Origin of the sequence: Nostoc sp. FACHB-152, assembly GCF_014697475.1 — a bacterium.
GTDB lineage: Bacteria > Cyanobacteriota > Cyanobacteriia > Cyanobacteriales > Nostocaceae > Nostoc_B.
This window is the reverse complement of sequence record NZ_JACJRV010000043.1, coordinates 33,918-51,088: the sequence shown is the minus strand read 5'-3', so window position 1 is coordinate 51,088 and position 17,171 is coordinate 33,918. Positions and strand designations below refer to the sequence as shown.

Annotated in this window: 22 protein-coding genes and 1 pseudogene; 8 read left to right on the top strand and 15 right to left on the bottom strand. The window is 38.9% G+C overall.

Annotated elements, in window-relative coordinates; all coding sequences use genetic code 11:
• The first annotated feature begins 43 nt into the window (after positions 1-43).
• The gene (locus H6G76_RS23130) at positions 44-895 is read left to right on the top strand and encodes a universal stress protein (RefSeq protein WP_190706109.1); all 852 of its coding nucleotides are present in this window, start codon (positions 44-46) and stop codon (positions 893-895) included.
• Positions 896-1,245: 350 nt separating this feature from the next.
• Here the strand turns inward: H6G76_RS23130 and psbM are convergent, their stop codons facing one another.
• The 5 genes from psbM to H6G76_RS23105 form a co-directional block, all read right to left on the bottom strand.
• The gene (gene psbM / locus H6G76_RS23125) at positions 1,246-1,362 is read right to left on the bottom strand and encodes a photosystem II reaction center protein PsbM (protein WP_190706107.1); all 117 of its coding nucleotides are present in this window, start codon (positions 1,360-1,362) and stop codon (positions 1,246-1,248) included.
• A gap of 96 nt (positions 1,363-1,458) precedes the next feature.
• Positions 1,459-1,755 (bottom strand): 2Fe-2S iron-sulfur cluster-binding protein, encoded by a 297-nt coding sequence (locus H6G76_RS23120; RefSeq protein ID WP_190706104.1) that lies wholly within the window; start codon positions 1,753-1,755, stop codon positions 1,459-1,461.
• Positions 1,756-1,952: 197 nt separating this feature from the next.
• On the bottom strand, positions 1,953-2,090 hold the full coding sequence (locus tag H6G76_RS23115; RefSeq protein WP_006195022.1) for a photosystem II reaction center protein K: 138 nt from the start codon (positions 2,088-2,090) through the stop codon (positions 1,953-1,955).
• A 93-nt stretch (positions 2,091-2,183) separates the two neighbouring features.
• A complete protein-coding gene (tgt, locus tag H6G76_RS23110) occupies positions 2,184-3,326 on the bottom strand; it encodes a tRNA guanosine(34) transglycosylase Tgt (RefSeq protein WP_190706102.1) in 1,143 nt (380 codons plus the stop codon).
• 761 nt (positions 3,327-4,087) lie between these two features.
• Positions 4,088-4,528: a CVNH domain-containing protein gene (locus H6G76_RS23105; RefSeq protein WP_190706099.1), complete on the bottom strand. Its 441-nt coding sequence runs from the start codon at positions 4,526-4,528 to the stop codon at positions 4,088-4,090.
• A 214-nt stretch (positions 4,529-4,742) separates the two neighbouring features.
• Here H6G76_RS23105 and H6G76_RS38275 point away from each other — a divergent pair, with 214 nt between their 5' ends.
• Entirely contained in the window at positions 4,743-4,820 is a 78-nt protein-coding gene (locus H6G76_RS38275) for a DUF6888 family protein (protein WP_397333663.1), read from the top strand.
• Between the two features lie 170 nt (positions 4,821-4,990).
• Here the strand turns inward: H6G76_RS38275 and H6G76_RS23100 are convergent, their stop codons facing one another.
• Positions 4,991-5,443, bottom strand: a complete 453-nt coding sequence (locus H6G76_RS23100; RefSeq protein WP_190706097.1) for a hypothetical protein — start codon at positions 5,441-5,443, stop codon at positions 4,991-4,993.
• 349 nt (positions 5,444-5,792) lie between these two features.
• Between H6G76_RS23100 and cobS the strand changes: the two genes are divergently transcribed.
• The gene (gene cobS, locus H6G76_RS23095; RefSeq protein ID WP_190706095.1) at positions 5,793-6,566 is read left to right on the top strand and encodes an adenosylcobinamide-GDP ribazoletransferase; all 774 of its coding nucleotides are present in this window, start codon (positions 5,793-5,795) and stop codon (positions 6,564-6,566) included.
• A gap of 39 nt (positions 6,567-6,605) precedes the next feature.
• Here cobS and H6G76_RS23090 read toward each other — a convergent pair whose 3' ends face one another.
• The 4 genes from H6G76_RS23090 to H6G76_RS23075 form a co-directional block, all read right to left on the bottom strand.
• Positions 6,606-7,061 carry a PPC domain-containing protein gene (locus H6G76_RS23090; RefSeq protein WP_190706142.1) on the bottom strand — a complete coding sequence of 152 codons (456 nt, stop codon included), beginning with the start codon at positions 7,059-7,061 and terminating at the stop codon, positions 6,606-6,608.
• Between the two features lie 70 nt (positions 7,062-7,131).
• The gene (locus H6G76_RS23085; protein ID WP_190706093.1) at positions 7,132-7,821 is read right to left on the bottom strand and encodes a ComF family protein; all 690 of its coding nucleotides are present in this window, start codon (positions 7,819-7,821) and stop codon (positions 7,132-7,134) included.
• Positions 7,822-8,310, bottom strand: coding sequence for a GNAT family N-acetyltransferase (locus H6G76_RS23080; protein WP_190706091.1), 489 nt, complete (start codon positions 8,308-8,310; stop codon positions 7,822-7,824). It abuts the gene before it with no gap.
• Positions 8,311-8,499: 189 nt separating this feature from the next.
• Positions 8,500-10,344, bottom strand: a complete 1,845-nt coding sequence (locus tag H6G76_RS23075; RefSeq protein WP_190706089.1) for a leucine-rich repeat domain-containing protein — start codon at positions 10,342-10,344, stop codon at positions 8,500-8,502.
• A gap of 218 nt (positions 10,345-10,562) precedes the next feature.
• On the opposite strand from H6G76_RS23075, the gene H6G76_RS23070 reads away from it, so the two are divergent.
• From H6G76_RS23070 to H6G76_RS23055, 4 genes are read left to right on the top strand one after another with little or no spacing between them, the layout of a single operon-like run.
• Positions 10,563-10,862: a type II toxin-antitoxin system RelE/ParE family toxin gene (locus tag H6G76_RS23070; protein WP_190706087.1), complete on the top strand. Its 300-nt coding sequence runs from the start codon at positions 10,563-10,565 to the stop codon at positions 10,860-10,862.
• 11 nt (positions 10,863-10,873) lie between these two features.
• Entirely contained in the window at positions 10,874-11,167 is a 294-nt protein-coding gene (locus tag H6G76_RS23065; RefSeq protein ID WP_190706085.1) for a HigA family addiction module antitoxin, read from the top strand.
• A gap of 24 nt (positions 11,168-11,191) precedes the next feature.
• Positions 11,192-11,608 (top strand): XisH family protein, encoded by a 417-nt coding sequence (locus H6G76_RS23060; RefSeq protein WP_190706082.1) that lies wholly within the window; start codon positions 11,192-11,194, stop codon positions 11,606-11,608.
• Positions 11,596-11,931, top strand: a complete 336-nt coding sequence (locus H6G76_RS23055) for a XisI protein (protein ID WP_190706080.1) — start codon at positions 11,596-11,598, stop codon at positions 11,929-11,931. The genes H6G76_RS23060 and H6G76_RS23055 overlap by 13 nt, the downstream gene beginning before the upstream one ends.
• Positions 11,932-11,974: 43 nt before the next feature.
• Here the strand turns inward: H6G76_RS23055 and H6G76_RS23050 are convergent, their stop codons facing one another.
• From H6G76_RS23050 to H6G76_RS23035, 4 genes are all read right to left on the bottom strand, one after another.
• On the bottom strand, positions 11,975-12,382 hold the full coding sequence (locus H6G76_RS23050) for a VOC family protein (protein WP_190706140.1): 408 nt from the start codon (positions 12,380-12,382) through the stop codon (positions 11,975-11,977).
• Between the two features lie 143 nt (positions 12,383-12,525).
• Positions 12,526-13,125: a tRNA-(ms[2]io[6]A)-hydroxylase gene (locus tag H6G76_RS23045; protein ID WP_190706077.1), complete on the bottom strand. Its 600-nt coding sequence runs from the start codon at positions 13,123-13,125 to the stop codon at positions 12,526-12,528.
• 565 nt (positions 13,126-13,690) lie between these two features.
• Positions 13,691-14,407: an SDR family oxidoreductase gene (locus H6G76_RS23040; protein ID WP_190706074.1), complete on the bottom strand. Its 717-nt coding sequence runs from the start codon at positions 14,405-14,407 to the stop codon at positions 13,691-13,693.
• A gap of 94 nt (positions 14,408-14,501) precedes the next feature.
• Complete coding sequence (locus H6G76_RS23035) at positions 14,502-15,209, bottom strand: diacylglycerol/polyprenol kinase family protein (RefSeq protein WP_190706072.1); 708 nt, start codon at positions 15,207-15,209, stop codon at positions 14,502-14,504.
• Between the two features lie 11 nt (positions 15,210-15,220).
• On the opposite strand from H6G76_RS23035, the pseudogene H6G76_RS23030 reads away from it, so the two are divergent.
• A pseudogene (locus H6G76_RS23030) lies at positions 15,221-15,337 on the top strand (DUF2887 domain-containing protein); the annotation flags it as partial.
• A 73-nt stretch (positions 15,338-15,410) separates the two neighbouring features.
• Here H6G76_RS23030 and H6G76_RS23025 read toward each other — a convergent pair.
• Positions 15,411-17,168 (bottom strand): DUF3685 domain-containing protein, encoded by a 1,758-nt coding sequence (locus H6G76_RS23025; RefSeq protein WP_190706067.1) that lies wholly within the window; start codon positions 17,166-17,168, stop codon positions 15,411-15,413.
• Positions 17,169-17,171: the final 3 nt, after the last annotated feature.

Below are 17,171 nucleotides of genomic sequence, written 5' to 3'. Positions count from 1 at the left end.
TAAGAGCAAACACTCTTCTCAACATTTACAACAAGAAGCGACAATGATAGAAAAAATTTTGCTAGCGGTTTCGGGCTTAGGTCATGCAGAAGAAATGCTCAAAACCTTGAAAGAAATCCCATCCATTCATCGTGCTAAAGTTACAGTTCTGCACGTTGTCCCTCCCCAAAGTACTGCTGCCGCCATGACAGATAAATGGGAAGAAGGTGGTAAAATCCTCGCTAATGCTATTCAGTCTTTGAATTTAAATCCTAGCGAAGTTTCTTCGATTTTACGGCAAGGCGATCCTAAAGATGTCGTTTGTCAAGTAGCCGATGAAATTGATGCTGACTTAGTCATCATGGGTTCACGCGGACTCAAGCGTTTGCAGTCAATTTTGTCAAACTCTGTGAGTCAGTATGTTTTCCAATTGTCTTCTCGCCCCATGTTGCTGGTTAAAGATGACATTTATGTTAAACGAATTAAGCGTGTAATGGTAGCACTAGACAACTCTGATGCAGCCAAACACTGTTTAGATTTAGCTTTATTCTTACTAAAAGATATTTCAGGTAGTCAATTAATTTTGACTCACGTTAATACAGATTTGCGCGGCAAAACCTCAGAAGTTAGTGAAATCGTCCCAGACAAAGATCCAGTTTTTGCACCAGCCTACGCCCAAGCCCAAAAATATGGTGTACAAACTCGCTGCTATACCAGCAGTGGTAAACCTGGTGAAGAAATTTGTCGCTTGGCAGAAGAATTGAACGTAGACTTGTTATTACTTGGTTCTCCAGATCGTCGTCCATCCGTAGCTAAGAGTTTTGTCGATTTAGACAGACTCATTGGTGCTTCTTTGTCTGATTATGTTCGAGTGAATGCGACTTGTCCAGTACTGTTGGCACGAACCACTGCATAGTGGTAAAAGGGGCTAGAGGTTAGAGGCTAGAGGCTAGGAATTTTTCTAGCTAAACCTACTTACCGACTTGTGGAAAAAACCCACAGCAAACATAAAAAATTTTCTTTTCTAACCCCTAGCCTCTCAATACGGTTCGGTTAAAGGGGAAAGGTAAAGGGGAAAGGGGAAGAAAAAACCTTTAACCCTTACCCTTTAATCTTTTCCCCAAACCAATTCTTAGTTCAAAATGCTTATCCGAACCGTATTGCCTAGCCTCTAGTCTCTAGTCTCTATTTGCTTAAATTTAGCGGTTGATAAATAAAAACCCCTGCACCAATGGTGTAGGGGTTCTTTATATAATGCACAAACTATTAACTATCTTTTTTACCTTCGCGGCTAGCGGTTTGAATGTACAGAATTATTAAAAATACAGAGGGAACGAGTACGAACAGAATGCTCGCCACGAACCCTAAGTCATTAGTTTGCATGGCAAAAAAGCCTCTCTATAATTTCCAGTCAACAATTTTAGAATAGCATCATCGATGCCCGTGTTAGCCTTATTTTTTTACTTCTTATGTCACTAGTTAAGGTTTAGTAACTACGCTGACAGGGCCATGTACTAAGGTTTGGCAAGCTAGGCGGTAATTATCTGGCTTTTTCTTTAATTTGCGGTTTTCAAAGTCTGTACGGGGTGAAAGATTTTCTAAGCCTTCAACTATCTCTACAACACAAGTACCACACTGACCATAACCGCCGCAATTGGTCATTTTGCCAATTAATTTGTATATATCTATGCCGTTTTCTACAGCTTTCAGCCGCAAGTTAGCACCATTTGCTGCTATTACTTCCTTGTCTTCTTTGACAAACTTGATGTTACCCATAGCTAGTTAATATCCTTGTTGACTGTACAACACTCGGTTGGCAAGGCTAAGTTTTAATTAGGCTGTATAAACTATATTACTTAACTTCTAGTTATTTGTTACAAATAATTAAGAAACATCAAGTATTAGTAATAAGTTATTGCAAAAAAAAATAGGACAGGTAAAACACCTGTCCTAGCAATTGAAAACTAGTTAACTTACCTAAATCCGACAGCTGCTTGCCACACAAAAGCAAGTAACAGGAAGAAAACAGGAATTACGGGGAGAACGTCTACCAGAGGATCGAAAATCTGGTAAGCTTCGGGCAATTTAGCTAATAATAATGCTGCTTCCATGTTCGTTTTAATCCACTCTATCCAACACAGCTTTCATAATTGAGATGTATCTTAACATGGTTTGGGCATTGGCAATTAGGCAATAGGCAATAGTCAATAGTCATTGGTTATTTGTGCTTCGGCTTCGTTTTCAGGGTTTAGCCAATGACCAAATTCTTCGACAAAGCGATCGCTTAATATTGCTTCACGAATTTTTTGGGTAAAGCGAATTAGTTCAGTAATGTTGTGAATGCTTAATAAGGTATAAGCTAAAATTTCTTGCGATCGCACTAAATGCGAAATATAAGCACGACTGAAATTTTGACAAGCATAACAAGGGCAAGTTTCATCCATTGGTGAAAAATCTTCACGGAACTTAGCATTTTTTAAATTCCAGCGTTCACCTTGCACGACGGCTGTACCATGTCTCGCCCAACGAGTCGGAATTACACAATCAAATAAATCTACACCAGAAGCGATCGCGATCGCCATTTCTCGGTAAGTTCCTACGCCCATCAAATAACGCGGCTTGTGTGCTGGTAACAACGGTGCTGTAGTTTGCACAATCTGAGCCATTAAATGAGTTGGTTCTCCCACACTCACACCCCCAATGGCGTATCCAGGCAAATCTAACTTAGCCAAGGACACCGCCGCCTGAGAACGCAAATCTAAATACACACCGCCTTGCACAATTCCAAATAAAGCCTGATCTTGACGTTGATGTGCATCTATACAGCGTTCTAGCCAACGATAAGTCCGTTCAGTTGCAGTTTCTACTTCTTGGCGAGTTGCAGGGTAAGGGGGACACTCATCAAAAGCCATGATCACATCTGCACCCAAAGTATTCTGAATCTCGATAGAACGCTCTGGGGTTAGCTTGATAATCTGACCATCGTGAGGTGAGCGAAATGTCACGCCTTCTTCCGTAATTTTCCGCATCTCGCTCAAGCTGAACACCTGAAACCCACCAGAATCAGTCAGCATCGGCCCGTTCCAGCCCATAAACTTGTGCAACCCACCGCCACCAGCCACAATCGCTTCTCCTGGTTGCAGGTGGAGATGATAGGTATTGGATAAGACCATCTGCGCGCCAGTCTCTTTTAACTGAGCAGGCGTTACGGTTTTGACATTAGCCAGCGTCCCCACTGGCATAAATCTTGGGGTTTCTACAGGGCCGTGGGGAGTGTAAAATACCCCGGCTCTAGCTTTTGTTTGGCTACAGCTAGCCAGGGATTGAAAAGAAAAATTATAGCTCAAGGTAAAACTAAGGCGATTTTAATAATTGATGGTCATTTGTTATTTTTCATATCATGTCTGGTTAATTAGTTATATTTCCCAGAATCATTCCACCCCACCCCCTCCCCGTAAACGGGGAGGGGAGACAAAGCGTAGCTGTGGCGGGGTGGGGTTTTTCGAGTTGAGTAAGTAATCAAGCGAACACGATATCATTTGTCCTTGATATTGCAATTTACCAGATTTTTTAGTCCATACAGGCGAACTTGGCTTATCTGCAAGATAAACAGCAAATTCTATTTGCTGGGGTTGAATTTTACAAATGAAAAATGACCAATGACAATTTTATTTCTCTAGGAGTAATACAAGAAATAAATGATCCAAAAGCTGAGATACTGAGACAAACAATTAGCTTGCCATATATTTCATGTTCCCAGAATCTCTCATCCAACTAACTGATGACCTGAAAAGCTTATATATAAAGACAGAGCAAAAACTCAAGGGAAGTTATCAAAGATAATTTATGGCACAGAGGATAGATTTTATTGATTTCATTACTGAAGTTTTGCTAAGTGCCGCTCCAGCTTTAATTGCTCTGGAAAAAATTACACCATTATTACCAGACGCAATGATACTAAAATTCCAAAAAATAAAAAATAACCAAGACAGTATTTGCGATTGGCCATTAAAGCAACTTAAAGCTGTAAAGTGTGCAGAATTTTCGTGTTCAGCACAAGAGATGTCTAATGGTGAAGTTGTTCCCTATAGCGCGTCATATAGGTTTGTTAGAAACCGACAAGTGCTGTTAAATTGCCATCCAAATTTGCTATTTCCTCGTCCAAATTTATAGAGGCTTTTACAATAGAACCATCTCTTTTTACAGCCCCGCAAGATAATATTGTAACATTTGAAACATTTACAGCACAATTTGTAACAGATGATGCAAAATTACCACCGTTATACCATACTAAAGCACCATCGTTGTTTATTATACTTTTACCTAAATCTATGGCACTTATTTTTAGTTGTCCTGTGCTGCTATAGCAGTAAGCTTGCAAAATAAGTCCACCATGCCTCTCACCTTGCAAATTGCCGATGACCAGGGAAACAGTAATATTTAGACACGACGCTGTAAAACCACCTCCTGCTAACGCGATATTTTGTTTGAAAAGGATTGGTGTTACGACTAGCGAAAGAATAAATATGTACTTGGTGAATTTAAACATTAGAGAAAATCCTTACTTTAGGCTGGTTTAAATGCCTTAATTTTCTTACTTCTATATGCAGCGATAATTATCGCCAAAAAGAATGCTGAGGATGATTTGAGGTATTTGCTAGAAAACAGTACCACAAAACCTACGCTGCTAACGGTAAACTGTGACAACATATGCAGCCTACATGAGTTGATGAATAATTCCAAGGATGAAGACTAATTAAAATATGCCTACACAAAAACAAATAAGAACTTTCTTCATTCTCTGCTATAGAAATACTAAATTGTATCTACCCATATATTGATTCTATAATCTCGACAATTAACAAATCGAAAAAAACTATAACCGCAAAGTTTGCTAGACAAGTAGTTTCTCAAGAGTTGTCAAGTAAGCTTGAGGATTGCGACTGCTGGACATTTTATTTTTTGGAACACCCTAGCTAGGACTTAATTTTACAAATGACCAATGACAATTCTAAAAACAATCAGAGCAGTCATCATCAATTTCTGCATCCCATTTCGCTGAGAGAACTTGCTCCATCATCGCTTCAATCGCACTGACATTGTAAGTCTTGTCTCTACGCTCTTGTAACGGCGTAGTGCGGGGAATGAGGCGTAAACACATTCCTTCTTGGATTAAATCAAAACAGCTTTCTTGTGGCGATAACTGTTTTAGTTCTATGTAATCAAAACTATAAACATTCAAGTAAAGCGCACTGTTCGCCACTAGTGTAGAACGTTGGGGATTGGCGAATACTTCCATCACATCCCCTTCACCCTCGCTCACTACCTTGTCTTCGTGGGTGTAGATGTAGTGGACTCGACCTAAATCAGCCAGTAATCGCTTCATGTCGAGCTTATTTACAATCACGCCCGTGTTAACAATGCACGGCGCAGGTATCCTGGTGTCGGGTAGATGATGACTCATAGGAATATTAGCGAGAGAACATAGGTGAGAACGTAGCTAAAAACCCATTTGAATAGCTTTTTAGTCCCCTACATTTAAAAAATATCAATTTTAGGGCGCGATCGCTTCAATACTCTAAATTAATTTTAGTAGCTAATGAATACAAAGCATTTCTATCTTAATCTTACCTTGATAAATTGATTATTTTATGTTAGGATCACGCCCTAAAAATTTATTTAGACGAAACCAGCATAACAAAATTTGAGCGAAGAGTCTCTAAATTAAAATCTATCTTAGCCAAAGTTTTAAACTTTCAGAGTTACGCTTTAGCAATAATTGTCTGGGTTATCCCCTAAATATCTACTTGATTATGACGAATTTTTTACAGAGTTGGAAATTATCTCTGTATAATTGCGTAGCTAGTATAATATTTTATACGGTTATTCCTGTACCTTATATAAATGGTTTAGATTTCAGAGGAGTGGCACATCTAGCCCCAGTAGTTGGGTTACTAATTGGGTGTATTTTAGGGTTATGTGATGCAGGCTTAAATTATTTAAATGTATCAGTATTAACTCGTAGTGCTTTATTAGTGTGCGCCTGGATTGCGATCACAGGAGGGTTACATTTAGATGGTGCAATGGATACTGCTGACGGTTTAGCAGTAGGAAATCCCGAAAAAAGATTGGAGGTCATGGCAGATAGTGCCACAGGTGCATTTGGAGCAATGGCCGCGATCGCCATATTATTGTTAAAAACAGCAGCCTTAACAGATATTGAATCTCACCGTTGGTTGGTATTAATGGCTGCTTGCGGTTGGGGACGTTGGGGACAGCAATTAGCAATACTTCGATATCCTTACCTCAAACTTACAGGTAAAGGTGCATTTCATAAACAAGCTATTCGTTCTTACAAAGATGTCATCCCATCATTGCTGTTGTTGATTAGCTTGAGTGGCTTACCTTGGCTATTGAATAGCCAGCAGCTATTTTTCGCACTCTTCATGATACTTGCAGGAAGTGCGATCGCTTTTCTCACAGGTGCCTGGTTTAATCACAAACTAGGTGGACACACAGGAGATACATACGGTGCAGTCGTCGAGTGGACGGAAGCTTTGCTTCTCTGTGTGTTGACTAGCTTTTAGGTGTTGGGAAGATATAAGGAAGACAAATGACTATTGACTCTACTTAATTGGTTGTAACTTTGTCACCTTTAGTTTAAAGTTACCAACTCCAGTTTCGCCAAAAGACCGAACGCGAATCACATAAGTCCCGGTTTCGTTGATGCGGGTGAATAGTAAGGAATTGCTAGTACCATCGGGGCCATCATCATTTTCTGCTAATGTCGAGCCATCAGGCCCTAATAAGGTAATGATGCTGTCAAAGTTTTCTGACGATAAATCAACCGCTAGATTATCACCCTTAGTCAATTTAACTACGTAGTCACGGGCAAATCCACCCTGTCCTGTGGGAATATCTTTTTCTGATAGCGTATCGGACAATTCAGTCAGACTACTTAAAGGAATTGGACTATACAACTTATTTTGAGCCAATGCTGCTGTTGTACTTGTAGCAATTGCCAAAAAAGAAGCAGGAACAAGGATGATCTGTTTAAAACCCGCCGCAAAAGCTTTACTCATAATCTCAGACAGTTTTCCCACAACACAGGGTAGTATTGGCTTTATTATAGATTCGTCAAGCATGGCTCGCCTATGAATTAGTCTGCTGGTCTTTAATAGCGATCGCCACTGCTGCTAACCCTAAGACTGCAATTCCAGATTGGCGAAATGTTTGCACAGCAGACTTGGTAGTAGCACCAGTAGTGTAGATGTCATCTATTAATAACACCGGAACATCTGGATGATGACTGCGGAATTTTTGCCCAACTGTAAAAGCTTCAGCTAAGTTTTTTTGTCTTTCGGTCATCGATAAACCAAACTGTGCTTTCGTTTCGCGTACCCTTGACAAACCGTTTGGTTGTAATTTTAACCCTGTTGTTTGGCAGAAGCCTTGGGCGATTAATGCTGCTTGATTGTAGCCACGTTGCTTTTGTTTTTGCGGGTGGAGAGGAATGGGTATGACAATCGGTTGAGTATGACGATGCGGCGAGTTGATTAACCATGATTCTCCTAGCCATTCCCCTAAAATTTGACCAATTTGTGGCTGATTTTCGTATTTCATCACAGCGATCGCCCGTTTGATTGTACCGCTATACACACTCCAACCAAATACAGGTATTTCACCTCGCCAGGATGCACAGGGGTTTTTTTGACCGCAATTTTTTAGTTGTCTGGTACAGTATTCACACAAAGCAGTAGATGTACTACGCTGACACAAAGGGCAATGAGATTGTAAAAACAGGTTGAGAAAACCTTGAAAATTAGGAGTCCAAGAAGGCATTTAGGATTGGTTGAGGTATTTCACGTAAACGCGATCGCACCTGGCTGTTTCCACACCTGTAGCTGGTTGATAGCCGTTGCTTTCGTATAGCTTGACGGCTTCTACTAAAATGCTGGCTGTTTCAATCCAGATTTGCTGAAAACCCCGATTTGCGATCGCTGCTTCTAGCTGTTGTAACAAATATTTCCCTAAACCTAAACCTCTAACACTAGGGAGAAGGTACATTTTGCGGATTTCGACAGCTTTTTCACCACGCTGTATTGGATAGTATGCCCCAGTTCCGACTATTTGGCTTTGGTGTTCAATTACCCAAAACTCCCCTCCTGTTTCTAAGTAGCACTCTTCAACTTGCAGTACATCTCGGTCAGCACCTTTGGGTTCCCAACCCAATCCGTATTCTGATAATACATAACTAATAACGGCGGCCGCTCTGGTGCGATCGCCTTTTTCCCAGTTACGAATCAAGAAATCTTGATAATTTTCTCTCATTGGGATGTGTGGGTGAGGTTTGTACAGAAAACTCTTCTCTTTCTATATCCCAATTTACCTACTGAATCGCAACTCTGGCAGAGAGAAACTCAAAAAAACTATGAATTGAGATTAGTTGAACAATCAGTAGTTAAAAAATCTAAAAAACCATTGTCCTCGTATTTTAGTATCTTAATAGCTCAAGTTAACTCAGGTTTGTACAGAGAAATTTTCTGGATCTATATCCCAATTTACCCAGCGTATCGCCTCTCTAGCCGATGTTATTCCAGGCGGTACTCTTAATGTATGTATTCTACCTGTGCTAGGGCAAGTCATCTTTAATAAATGAATTGGTTCGACATCAACATCGGCATCGATGCACAGTAATGTGTATTCTTGCCAAGAGTCGAGGACTTGCGCTTGTAGTTCTTCACAGATGCGATCGTAACCTATTACCTGAATTAACACTCGTCGTACTTCGGCATTATCTTCTTCTAACAGCCATTGAGGTTGCCATTGTGAGAAATGAAGTTTGCCATATTGCTCAGGGATTTTGACTCCGTGATAATAGTAACCAGTATGCCAACCATCAGCAAATTGTATTGCTGGTTCTGCTTCGGCGTGTAATTGGTTGTTGCTGTCTAGAGAGATTTTACGTGGGCGATCGCACACTATACAAACTTTCTCGAAAGCAAATATCCAACCGCAATTTTCCAATAGTTGATTTAGGCATTCCAATGCTTTTTGTTCTTCTTGATCAAGTTGATAATTAAATTCTTGAACTATAAATTTGGTTGTACCAATCATCGCCAGCAATTGTTCTGGTTTGATATTACCTTGCCTTAATTTTAGACTATCATAATCGTCTAATTGCTTATCTAATAGTGACCATATTTCCGTAGCAATGTTATTTTGCGTTAGGCTATTTTGAATATGTCTATATAGAAAAAATTTTAATGCTGGACTCAATTCCCGGCACATAAATTCATGGATCACTCCTCCTAGTCCCTTGCCCCATTCTTTAGATTCACACGGATAATTTATATGCACCAGAGGAGTAGTGTAAAAAATAATTTCAGGTTCTTCCAAACCCATATAAGCATAAACATTTTTAACTGCTAATATGCTTTTTTGTTCATCAATTTGTGTAGTAATAATCCTAGAAAATTTGATTTTAAGTGATGACCATATACTCGATTCTAAGATTTTTGGTTGGATAACTAACGAACTTAGTTTTTTCAAACCAAATAGTAACCTTATATCTGAAATTTGATTACAAGTTATATATAGCCTAGTTAGTTCTTTCAATTTCGATATAGGACTCAGATCTGAAATTTTATTTTGATTAATAAATAACTCGGTCAAATTACTCAGATTAGAGATAATATTAATGTCTGAAACTTGATTGCTGGCAATATCCAATCTGGTCAATCTTTTCATTTCAAATATTGGCTCTAGGCTTGAAATTTTATTGCCAAATAAATCTAATTTAGTTAGATTCGTCAGTCCAGACAAAGGACTTAAATCAAAAATTTGATTGCGATGGAGATGTAATGCAGTCAGATTTGTCAGTCCAGATAAAGGGCTTAAATCGGAAATTTGATTATCATACAGACGCAGTACGGTTAAATTTATTAGCTCAGATATAAAACTTAAGTCTAGTATTGGAATATGCGCTAGATGCAGTACCGTCAGGTTGGATAAAGCAGACAAGAAATTCAAGTCTACAAAGTGTTTTTCACTGATATACAGTTCAGTCAGGTTAGTTAGCTTGGCGAGTGGACTTAAATCTAAAACTTTATTATAAACAAGACGCAGTACAGTCAGGTTGGTTAGACTACTCAGTGGATTCAAGTCACAAATACTCTGTCTGTAAAAAATTAATTCTGTATATTTTGATAGTATCTTCTCTGCTTCATAGCAATCAGAAGTACCAGCTTTCTCTAATAACACTTCAACTGTATGCCTTGCTTCTTCTGAAAGGCTATCTTTGTGCAAACACCAGTCAGCAAAGCGGCTAAAGGTTTGTTTCTGGTTTGGTTGTGGTTCAGTCATTTAGATAATTCCTGGGAATAAAACAGGACTTACGCAATAACTCTCTCAAACTCTTATAACTTCGTGTCCTTCGTGTCCTTCGCGTCCTTTGTGGTTCGTTTCTTCATACTTTTGTGTAAGTCCTATAAAACTTTAATTTAGCCTAACTGTGCTAGTATATTTTTAATAAGTTATGAGTTACGTAACTCATAACAGTGCCTTTGTTATGACCATTCACTATGTCTTCGTCAGATGAATACCCTAAATATAAAGATAAAAGGACGGAGAAATTTGCTTTAGGAGAAAGGGTTAAGGAATTTCAATCTTTTGAAAGACAAGCACAAAAACGACTAGACATTCTAGAAGCAGCCCCGAACAAAGAAGCTTTGATGCAACTACCAAGTAATCGGTTTGAGTCTTTGGGAGGCGATAGGAAAGGTCAGTACAGTATCCGAATTAATGACCAATGGAAAATTTGCTTTAACTGGCCTGATGATTTTCTTAAGCCCTTCAACATCGAAATTACAGATTATCACTGAAGGAGAGTGAAATGGCACGTGTACCTATCCACCCAGGAGAAATTCTTGCAGATGAAATTGCAGAACTCGGTATGACTGCGAGTGATTTAGCCCGTGTTCTCCATGTTCCTAAAAACAGGATTACCGAAATTATCAATGGAAAAAGAGGGATAACAGCTGATACTGCTTTGCGATTAGGTCAATATTTTGGGACTGGTGGAGAATTTTGGCTAAATCTTCAAAAAAACTATGAGTTGAGGTTAGCTGAACAAACAGTAGGTAAAGAAATTCAAGAAACTATTATTCCTCGTGTTTTAGTATCTTAATTGATAAAGTTAGCTCAGGTTTGTATGGCAGCAAAGGATATTTTTCATGATGCAGTCAGACGGGCGTTAGAAAAAGAAGGGTGGTGCATTACTCATGATCCTCTATTTCTCCGTTTTGGCGGGTTGGATATGTACATAGACCTCGGTGCAGAAAAAATTCTCGCGGCTGAACGAGGTGAAGAAAAAATTGCTGTTGAAGTCAAAAGTTTTGTCAGTCCATCTGCTACAACTGAATTTAGTACGGCTTTGGGTCAGTTTCTCAAATACCAGCTAGCACTGGAAGAAGAACAACCACAAAGACTTTTATACTTAGCAGTTCCTTTTGATACTTATCGTTCCTTTTTTACTTTAGAACTACCACGCTTGTTAATTCAACGCTACCAAGTGCGATTGATTATTTTCTCTCCAGAAGAGGAGGCGATTATTAAATGGCAAAAGTAGAACAATACCGTCAAATCATTCAAGAACTTTTACAGGCTTACAGCGAAATCAAAGCTAGTAACGAAGAAGTCGAAGCTGAAGTAATTTTTGATCAAGTGCGCGATCGCTATCAACTAGTTCATGTAGGCTGGTCAAATAAACGACGTGTATATGGTTGTGTCTTACATCTCGATATTAAAAACGAAAAAATCTGGATTCAGCACGATGGTACTGAAGGCGGTATTGCTGATGAATTAACTAGCCGGGGTGTACCTAAACAAGATATTGTCCTGGCTTTTCACTCTCCTTTTAAACGGCAATTTACTGAGTTCGCTGTTAGCTAACTGCTCTAAATACATTCAGTTATTGTAAAGTTGCAGCAAAACTCTAATTTGTCGTTACTAAATTGCTGAATATTTCAATCAAATTCCCATCAGGATCACGAAAATGGGCGGTACGAAGTCCCCATAATGGACGATCTAAAGGTTGGGTAACAACGATGGCGTTAAGTTCTTTGAGTCTTTCAAACACTTCATCAACGTTATCAACTGCAAAAATCAAAGCCATTTTGTTTTGACATTCCAAAGCTGAAGGTAGATAAGCACTAGGAATTGCTTCAGCCATGAAATCTTTTCTAAATAATGCCAACTTAAGGTAGCCTCCAGTATTTAACTCGGCATACCCACTATTTTCATCACCCCAATCAATCGCAAAGCCTAGCACATCACGGTAGAAGAGAAAACAATCTTTGTAGTTGTTTACTAGCAGCCTGATATGTGTTAACTGAAGCATGATAACTATGATAAGTTTTACGTAATTATACTGTTATTATGTCTGAGGCGACTGGAAGTTGTAGTTAATCTTTTGGAGGCTAGAGGTTAGAGGCTAGGGGCTAGGTGTTACCTCATATAATAGGCAACTGCTATATATGAAGTATCCTAACTATGAATTCTAGGTTCTGGATGCAAAGTTGCTAGTAGCTCACTTTCCACAATTGCTAATTCATCAAGTCGCTGCATCACAACTTCCCTGTCGAAATAAGTGTCTGCTAAAACCCAGTATGTACCAAAATGGCGTGCTTCTGATGCCATTAAGCCTTTATAAAATTTAGCTAATTCTGGCTCAGGGCAATATTTAGCTAACAGTCCGAGGCGTTCGTGGCTGCGGGCTTCGATTAATCCTGTGACTAGTAAAGAATCTAAAAAGCGGTCGGGTTCGTTAGGACGGACAGCAGCTTTTAAACCTGCACCGTAGGGAGGTGGTGGTAAAGGTGCTAGGGATATGTTGCGGCGTTCTAGCCACTGGTTAACGAGTTCAAAGTGTTCTAATTCTTCACGAGCGATCGCGGTTAATTCTCTTACCATTTTGGTATTAGAAGGGTAGCGAAACATAAAATTTAACGCCACACCTGCTGCTTTGCGTTCGCAGTGCGAATGGTCAAGCAAGATAATATCTAAATTTGCGATCGCTTGTTCTATCCAAGCATCAGAGGTGGGCTGCTTGAGGGCGTTGATAGTCGGTAAAACGGAACTAAGCACAGGCTGACAAAACTTAAATAATTACAAGATGCTGAGTATCCCAGCAAATCGATTGTAATGGCGAATGAGGTGATTTAGTGTAGCGATCGCCCAAGAGGCGGATATAGGACTCATATTTGATTTTTGGAAAAAATCAGTACATTTCTATCTGCCTTCTTTCCTATTGCCTATTGCCTATTGACCATTGACTAATGACCAAAATAAGTAAATCACCAAAGCGTAGTAACTTTCCTGCTTTAGTATTTATGCCACATGGTTGATATTTATCAACCCTCATTACTCAGGAATAATTATCTACCGCTTTGGTGCTTTTTGAGCGGATATTTCCGCCATAAGGGTAAAAGTAAAGGGCTTTAAAAGCATATAATAGGCATCGGGAAATTATTGTATCAGCCCACACAGTTTTCTCAAGATTCTAGACTTAATTTTATTAGTGATCCCTGTGTCATGAAATTTTAATATTATTGCAAATTTACTAATGTAAAATTTTATTAACTATTAGATATTAATTAATACTTAATAAAAATTTTTACAAGTAAATTTTTGGTTAAAATTACACAGTATTCTACCAATCAATTGGTTGGCGATCGCGGAAAAATCCCCCAGTCGTGCCATTGTCTGGAAGTGTTGCCAACCATACAGTTGTATCAACTCCTTGTTCTGGGGTGCGTGGTGCATTTGCGCCGCCCATGTCAGTTTTTACCCAACCTGGACACACAGAATTAACTAAAATATTTGTGCCTCTTAATTCACTAGCAAAAATTCTGGTAACAGCATTTAAAGCTGTTTTAGAAATGCGATATCCAGGAGAACCACCCTCCATATCAGTTAGCTGTCCCATCCCAGAAGAAACATTAACTATTCGTCCGTAATTCTGTTCTTTCATTAATGGAATTAAAGCTTGAGTTACACGTACAACGCCATAAACATTTGTATCAATTGTTGTTTGCAAAGTCTCAATTTTGGTATCCAAAATACTATTGTTACCTGATTGAGCATCAATATAAATAGCTGCATTATTGACCAGTACATCAAGTTTGCCAAACTGCTGACGAATAAACTCAGCTAGATTCCGGCTACTGTCATCACTCGTAACATCTAGAGGATAAGAAATTACATCTAATCCTTCAGCCTGTAACTTGTTAGCGGCTGCTTTACCTTTACCTTCATCCCGACTAGTAAGAATTACTTTATATCCTTGTTTAGCCAACTGACGAGAGGCTTCAAATCCTAGCCCGCGATTTCCACCAGTGACGACAGCAACTTTTTGACTTGTATTCATGGTGATTTTCTCCACTTTTTCTGGATGCAGCTGTTTTAAGATACTAGAAGTGGATTGAAGATCACACCCATCGTTTGGCGGAATCTAGGTAAAGTTAAATCTGCATTAATCCCCAAACCACCCCTGCTGCAACTAAAGGCACACTCAGGTTATCTGTACCGTGGGGTGATATTGCTTCCACTAGAGTTGCAAAACCAGCACTGACTAACGCTGTTAATAAAGCCCTTTCACCACTAACAGACACAGATAGAGGGCTAAGGAATGAACCAGGTAAAAACAGCAGTACCAGAAACATTGCTGTTGCACTAACCAAGAACATTGCTAGCGAACCTTCCCAAGAACGCACAGATGAACCTACTTGATATTGATGTTGTCCGAAACTTTTGCCAATTAATGCAGCTAAAGCATCGCCCCAAGTCATCGCCATAATTCCAGCTACAGCAATGGGGACATAATCAACTGGGCCATCTGGTCGCCAGAATAACCCAAAAAGTACTGTTATGGAAATTGCAAAATAAACAGTACCTGGGGAACTATCATCAGTATCCATTGCACCGATAACTCGATAACGGTAAAGCAGATAGTTGATCCCAATAAACGTAGCAAAAGGGATAATACCGATTTGCCAATGTTTAAACAGCAGCAGTACGCCAAAAGCCCACATCCCCGCACTAATATGAATAAACTTACGGGTTAAATCTGGCTTGATACCAAATAGCCTACGCAGTAATTCAGCAAAAACAAGTAAGCTAATGGCGTAAGTGTAAGATGCTAATAATCCGATAAAGTCACTGTTAGTCATTATTTAATTGGATGCGCCGAGACTCGATATTTTATAAATTATTTCAACAATGCCCCAGTTTACTATTTGAACTGTTGCAAAATCCTGTAGAAAATGCAAATGCTTACCGATTTGATTGTGTAGCTGTTAACAGTCAACAGCTATATAGCAACCCTAAATAAAATTTAAACAAATTTATTGCCTATTGCCTGTTGCCTATTTTCACTTTGGTCTTTCACTGTTGCGTTTGAAATTTTTATCCTGCAAAGATACACTGCCGATACCTTGCAGAATACCACGACCGATTAAACCTAAACCACGGCCGATGACTTGAGTTAAAACGAAGACAATACCACTCCCTAAAAAAGATAGTAGCGATTGTAGACGTGGAGCGATCGCATCCCAGAATTCTAGCCCCAATGTGACAAATAAAGGAATCCCTGAAAGCTTTGCCAATTCTGAGTTACGAGGAGCATATATCGAAATTTTAGCAATTCCGCGTGGTGCTAAGACAAATAACTCGTAGCGGCTTTCAAAAATTGCTTTCCCTTCATTAACATAATTATTTAAGCGGTATTTCCATGATAAGTCATTTCTAAAGCGTTCAATTTCTCGTGTGGAAATTAATTTGCGATTGTAAAAATTTTTTTTAATTGTTTCTACATCTGCCAAATAATTTAATAATGGTTGTACCACTCCGTTAGCAACCTGAATCAACAAATTTTCTAAAATGATTAATGCCTGGGTTTTAGCTTCATAACTATCTGCTGGATAAATATTGTTATCTATATTTAAATCATTTTGCCTTAATAAATAAGCCAATAAATCCACTACAAAAGGGATTTTATTTAATATATCATTTTGAATAACTTTAGGATTTTGCAGTAATACATTTATCACTGCGATATTTTGCCTCCCGACTTGCACCTGAGAAAATTTACCAAAAAAATCAGTAATCGTTGATTGCCATAAGTCAAATAATATAGTACTTTTAAAACCTTGTAATTGCTCAACTGTAATTTGAGTAGTTCGTAGTTCATCTAGTTGTTTTGCTAACTTTTGCAGAATTAGATAAAGTAATTCGCGTTTTTTATCTTCACGTAATATGTCAATTTCTAAAGGAATATCTGTAACATTTTCTAAAGAAAATTGCAGCTTATTTATACAATCGGCAAACAAGGTAGATTGCAAAACTATTGAGTTAGTTAGAGGTAGCGAAGTTAGCTGCTGTGGGGTATCTGTGATGAGGATAGAAGTATTTGCTGAGGGAATAACTGGTAATTGTTGAGGAAAGGAAGTAAATTGCTGTTGTTGCCTTTCTTGGGCTGAACTTAATAAATGATTGAGTAACCAACGTGCAGCTAACAGTTCTCGCCGTTGTCCAGCTAGAACTGCTCGGTCTAGAATTGGTAATCCTGGTATTTGTAATTGTGCTGTTACTTTTGTTAGAAAAGTGTTAATGTAATTAATCCCAGACAAACGTAAATTCTGCCGCAGTCCAAATAAAGGTAAGTTAGAGTCTAAAGGGCTGAGAGGTTGTGGAAGCTTGATATCTACTATCCAATGCGAATGTCCAGCTACTATTTGTTGTATGACATCGATTAGTTGAGCAACGGGAGTACCTTTAGGACAGTAACCTTCTACACCGGCTGCCTGTGCTGCTGACAAGATTCCCGAATCTTGGACAGAAGTGAGAAGTAAAATTGGTAGTCTAGGATAGACAGCTTTTAGTTGGCGACAGAGTTCTAACCCTTCTAGATGACTGTCAATTGAGCGACCATTTACTAATTCCAAAACTACGAGATTTACTTGATTAGAGTCTTGTTTGGCCAGTTCTGCTAATATTTCCAAGGCAGCAGTATCTGATTCTACTTCTGCTAAGACTTGCAAATTAGGCATTTCTTCCAAAGCTACCCGCAGTCCTAAACGAAAGATGGGGTCTTGATCAACTAGTAATAATTTTAGAGGGCGATCGCTCATAAT